The sequence below is a fragment of the Mesorhizobium sp. M7A.F.Ca.CA.002.04.1.1 genome, from assembly GCF_004022805.1.
In the GTDB taxonomy this organism is placed as follows: domain Bacteria; phylum Pseudomonadota; class Alphaproteobacteria; order Rhizobiales; family Rhizobiaceae; genus Mesorhizobium; species Mesorhizobium ciceri.
This window is the reverse complement of the sequence record NZ_RZPL01000419.1, coordinates 1-5,011: the sequence shown is the minus strand read 5'-3', so window position 1 is coordinate 5,011 and position 5,011 is coordinate 1. Positions and strand designations below refer to the sequence as shown.

Annotated in this window: 5 protein-coding genes; all 5 read left to right on the top strand. The window is 63.6% G+C overall.

Annotated elements, in window-relative coordinates:
• The coding region (locus ENZ75_RS20575) for an acetolactate synthase 3 large subunit (RefSeq protein WP_128278274.1) at positions 1-1,474 on the top strand (1,474 nt) is incomplete at its 5' end.
• A gap of 85 nt (positions 1,475-1,559) precedes the next feature.
• On the top strand, positions 1,560-2,132 hold the full coding sequence (gene ilvN / locus ENZ75_RS20570; protein ID WP_013531048.1) for an acetolactate synthase small subunit: 573 nt from the start codon (positions 1,560-1,562) through the stop codon (positions 2,130-2,132).
• A 132-nt stretch (positions 2,133-2,264) separates the two neighbouring features.
• Positions 2,265-2,861: a LysE family translocator gene (locus tag ENZ75_RS20565; RefSeq protein WP_024501399.1), complete on the top strand. Its 597-nt coding sequence runs from the start codon at positions 2,265-2,267 to the stop codon at positions 2,859-2,861.
• Positions 2,862-3,108: 247 nt separating this feature from the next.
• Positions 3,109-4,383 (top strand): efflux RND transporter periplasmic adaptor subunit, encoded by a 1,275-nt coding sequence (locus tag ENZ75_RS20560; RefSeq protein ID WP_063168269.1) that lies wholly within the window; start codon positions 3,109-3,111, stop codon positions 4,381-4,383.
• Positions 4,380-5,011, top strand: a 632-nt coding sequence (locus tag ENZ75_RS20555) for an efflux RND transporter permease subunit (protein ID WP_164887898.1), incomplete at its 3' end; no start/stop codon positions are given. The genes ENZ75_RS20560 and ENZ75_RS20555, both read left to right, overlap by 4 nt.

The window sequence follows — 5,011 nt, the reverse complement described above, 5'->3', positions numbered from 1 at the left end:
GGTCTGCCTGACCGGGCAGGTGCCGACCTCGCTGATCGGCTCGGACGCTTTTCAGGAATGCGATACGGTCGGCATCACGCGCCCCTGCACCAAGCACAACTGGCTGGTGAAGGACGTCAACGAGCTCGCCGCCACCATCCACGAGGCCTTTCATGTCGCGACCACCGGCCGTCCCGGTCCGGTCGTCGTCGACATCCCGAAGGATGTGCAGTTCGCCAAGGGATTCTATGTCCCGCCGCAGATCGCGCCACGCACCAGCTACCAGCCAAAGGTCCAGGGCGACCTGGAGAAGATCAAGGCGGCGGTCGAGTTGATGGCGGGCGCCAAGAAGCCGATCATCTACAGCGGCGGCGGCGTCATCAACTCCGGCCCGGAAGCGAGCCATCTGTTGCGCGAACTGGTCGATCTCACCGGTTTCCCGATCACCTCGACGCTGATGGGCCTCGGCGCCTATCCGGCATCGGGCAAGAACTGGATGGGCATGCTCGGCATGCACGGCACCTATGAAGCCAACATGGCCATGCATGATTGCGACGTGATGATCTGCATCGGCGCGCGCTTCGACGACCGCATCACCGGCCGGCTGACCGCCTTCTCGCCGAACTCGAAGAAGATCCACATCGACATCGATCCGTCGTCGATCAACAAGAACGTCCACACCGAGGTGCCGATCATCGGCGATGTCGGCCGGGTGCTGGAGGATATGGTGCGGCTGTGGCGGGCGAGCGCCAAGGCCGACAAGAAGGCGCTCTACCCCTGGTGGGAGCAGATCGCCAAATGGCGTGCGCGCGACTCGCTCGCCTACAAGATGAACAACGACGTGATCATGCCGCAATACGCCATCGAGCGGCTCTACGAACTGACCAAGGGCATGGACACCTACATCACCACCGAGGTCGGCCAGCACCAGATGTGGGCGGCGCAGCACTATCGTTTCGAGAAGCCGAACCGCTGGATGACGTCGGGCGGGCTGGGCACGATGGGTTATGGCCTGCCGGCAGCACTCGGCGTGCAGATCGCGCATCCCGACGCTTTGGTCATCGACATTGCCGGCGACGCCTCGGTGCAGATGACGATGCAGGAGATGAGCGCGGCGGTGCAGCACAATGCGCCGATCAAGATCTTCATCCTCAACAACCAGTATATGGGCATGGTGCGGCAGTGGCAGCAGTTGCTGCACGGCAACCGGCTGTCGCATTCCTATACCGAGGCGATGCCGGACTTCGTCAAGCTGGCCGAGGCCTATGGCGGCCACGGCATTCGCTGCGAAAAGCCGGACGAGCTGGACGACGCGATCAAGGAGATGATCTCGGTCAGGAAGCCGGTGCTGTTCGATTGCCGCGTGGCGACGCTCGCCAACTGCTTCCCGATGATCCCGTCGGGCAAGGCGCATAACGAGATGCTGTTGCCCGACGAGGCGACCGACGAGGCGGTGGCCAATGCCATCGACGCCAAGGGCAGGGAACTGGTGTAGCCGGCAGAACCAAGGCAGGGCTGTCGCGAGAAAGCCCTGCGCAAACAAAGAATTAGCTCAAGAGCTTGAAATCGAGATTCATGTCATGAACGCACAGCTACAACCGACCGGTTCGGCCTATTTTATCGCCAAGGAAACGGAAAAGCCGGAAAACCACACGCTTTCCGTGCTGGTCGACAATGAGCCGGGCGTGCTTGCCCGGGTCATCGGCCTATTTTCCGGGCGCGGCTACAACATCGAGAGCCTGACCGTCTCCGAGACCGAGCATGAAAAACACCTGTCGCGCATCACCATCGTGACGCGCGGCACGCCGCATGTGCTGGAGCAGATCAAGCACCAGCTGGAGCGCATCGTGCCGGTGCACCGCGTCGTCGACCTGACCGTGCGTTCGCATGAATCCGGCCAGGAGCGGCCGCTGGAACGCGAACTGGCGCTGGTCAAGGTCGCCGGCATCGGCGAGGCCCGGGTCGAGGCGCTGCGGCTGGCCGATGCGTTCCGCGCCAGCGTCATCGACGCCAACACCGAGCATTTCATCTTCGAGATCACCGGCAAGGGCTCCAAGATCGATCAGTTCATCGCCATCATGAAGCCGCTCGGCCTGGTCGAAATCTGCCGCACCGGCGTGGCGGCGTTGAACCGCGGCCCGCAGGCGATGTAGGCCTTCGGTGCTGGCGCCGGGCGCGCCAGCCAGCTTCCACAGTGAGGCTTCTGGCCCCGCTGTGGGCCGTCCGTGGGCCTTTGCGGGTTGCCTAGAAAAGACAACGATCCTGACTTGTCGGGGAGGATATCCATGTCGCTTGACGCTTTCCTTGCCCTGCTTGTCTACGCCTTGGTGACTTCGATCACGCCGGGGCCGAACAATCTCATGCTTCTGGCATCGGGCGTGAATTTCGGCATCGTCAGAACCGTTCCGCACATGCTTGGCATCAGCATGGGTTTCCTCGTGCTGCTGCTTGCCGTCGGTCTTGGCCTTGGCGCTGTGTTGACGGCGTTTCCGGCGCTGCATACCGCGCTCAAGATCGCCGGCGGCGCCTATCTTTTGTACCTCGCCTGGAAGATCGCCATGTCGCGCACGCTGACCGGCAAGGGCGAGACGAAGGCGCGGCCGATGCGCTTCATCGAGGCGGCTGCATTCCAGTGGGTCAATCCCAAGGCGTGGGTGATGGCGATCACCGCCATGGCCGTCTATGCCAATGCCGAGCACCCGTTCCTGTCGGTGGTGTTGATCGCTGTGGCCTTCACCATCGTCAATTTGCCGAGCGTCTCGGTGTGGGCTGGGTTCGGCACCGCGCTGCGCGGTTTCCTGTCGGACCCGGTACGGCTGAAATGGTTCAACATCGCCATGGGCGTGCTGCTGGCGGCGACGCTTTGGCCGATGCTCAAATAGGTCGAGACGCGCACATTCTGGTCGTCTCAGGCCGGAAGGCGATGGCTCGCAAGCCGTCGGATGGGGATTCAGCCCGTGTTGCACATCCATTGTGCAGTGCACATTAAATCTTCGTAATGCCGTGTTTTGGCCCTTTTCCGACAAAGGCGCGTCCTATCTATTCGGCGAAATCGCGGCAACGGGCCGTGATTTGCGCTAGAGTAGAACCATCGGACCACGACGTGTCGGGTGGAGAGGGCCTTTGACCATGCGTGGAAAAGTCGTTCTTTCGTTGCTTGCCGTCGCCTGTGCGGGCGCGGCCTGGCTCTATGTGTCTCCGGACGCGCTGAGCAAGGCTCAGCAGCTCATCGGCGCAAAGCAGGTCGCTGCCGCGGACAAATCGGCAACCGGCAAGCCGGCAGCGGGCGACAAGGCGGCAGGTGGCGGCGGTGCCGCCCGCTCGGCTTCCATCCTCTCGGCCGTCGCCTCGACAGCCGATTTCCCGATCCGGCGTTATGCGATCGGCTTCGTCTCGTCTCCCGCCGTCGTCAACATCAACGCGCGGGTGTCCAGCCAGATCGTCTCGATCGACGTCAAGGATGGGCAGATGGTCAGGGTCGGCGACGTTCTGTTCTCGCTCGATGACCGGGCGCTGAAGGCGCAGCTTGCCAAGGATCAAGCGGCGCTCGCCAAGGATCAGGCGATGCTCGCCAGCTCGCAGTCCGATCTCCAGCGCGCCAAGGATCTGGTTGCCAAGCAGGCCGGCACGCAGCAGACCTACGACCAGGCCGTCGCCGCGCAGAAGGCTGCCGCTGCGACCGTTGACGCCGACAAGGCGACAATCGACGCCGACAATGTCCAGCTTGGCTTCGCCACGATCACGGCGCCGATTTCCGGCAGGCTGGGTGCGGTCAGCGTCGCCGTCGGCGATCTCGTCACCGTCAGCAATGGCAACAGCAGCACGGCGACCCCGCTGGTGACCATCACCCAGATGGACCCGCTGCAGGTCAACTTCAATCTGCCGGAAAGCAATCTCGCCCTGCTGCACAAGGCGCTTGCCAATCCGCAGCAGGGCGCGGTGACACTGACCAAGGATGGTGACGCGACGCCGATCGGCAAGGGCACGCTCGATTTCGTCGACTCCAGCGTCGACACTGCGTCGGGCACTATCGCGACGCGGGCAAGTATTCCCAATGCCGACCTTTCGCTATGGCCCGGCCAGTATGTGAATGTCGTGCTCGACGCCGGCATCATGCCGCAGATGACATCGGTTCCTACCGTCGCCGTGCAGCCAAGCCAGAAGGGCCCTTTCGTCTATGTGGTCAAGCCGGACAACACGGTCGAGATGCGGCCGGTGCAGGTGGCGCTGACCGAAGGCGACAACAGCGCCATCAGCCAGGGGCTGAAAAGCGGTGAGAAGGTTGTCACCGAGGGCCAGACACGGCTGAAGGACGGCGCCGCGGTGCATGAAGGCAAGACCACGGCGGGTGCCGCTGCGCCCAAGGTGGCCGAGGCGACCAGCGCCGGCGAGGCCGCCCAATGATCTCCGAATTCTGCATACGCCGGCCCGTCGCCACCCTTCTGATGTCGTTCGCCCTCGTGCTGGGCGGGCTGTTCGCCTACAAGTTCCTGCCGGTGGCCGCACTGCCCAGCGCCGAATTCCCGGTGGTCAACGTCTCGGCCTCGCTGCCCGGCGCCTCGCCGGAAACCATGGCGACATCGGTGGCGACGCCGCTGATCAAGCAGTTCGCCACCATCGCCGGCATCGATTCGATCTCGACCACCAATTCGCTTGGCCAGACTTCGATCGCCATCCAGTTCGTGCTCAACCGAGACATCGACGCGGCGGCGGCCGACGTGCAGGCGGCGATCGCGCGCACGCAGAAATCATTGCCGCCGCAGATGACGGCGCCGCCGAGCTATCGCAAGGTCAATCCGGCCGACGCGCCGATCCTTTTGATGTCGCTGGTCAGCGACACGGTTCCGCTGACCGACCTCGATGCGTTCGCGGAAAACGTCATCTCGCCGTCGCTGTCGACCATCGACGGCGTGGCGCAGGTCTCGATCTTCGGCCAGCAGAAATACGCGGTGCGCATCCAGATCGACCCGACCGCGCTTGCCGCACGCGGCATCTCGATCGATCAGCTGCAGGCGGCGGTTGCCTCGGCCAA

Bases quoted from the DNA above. Each gene is read 5' to 3' on its own strand.
- ilvN (WP_013531048.1), top strand. From the start codon at position 1,560: ATGAACGCACAGCTACAACCGACCGGTTCGGCCTATTTTATCGCCAAG.
- ENZ75_RS20565 (WP_024501399.1), top strand. From the start codon at position 2,265: ATGTCGCTTGACGCTTTCCTTGCCCTGCTTGTCTACGCCTTGGTGACT.
- ENZ75_RS20560 (WP_063168269.1), top strand. From the start codon at position 3,109: ATGCGTGGAAAAGTCGTTCTTTCGTTGCTTGCCGTCGCCTGTGCGGGC.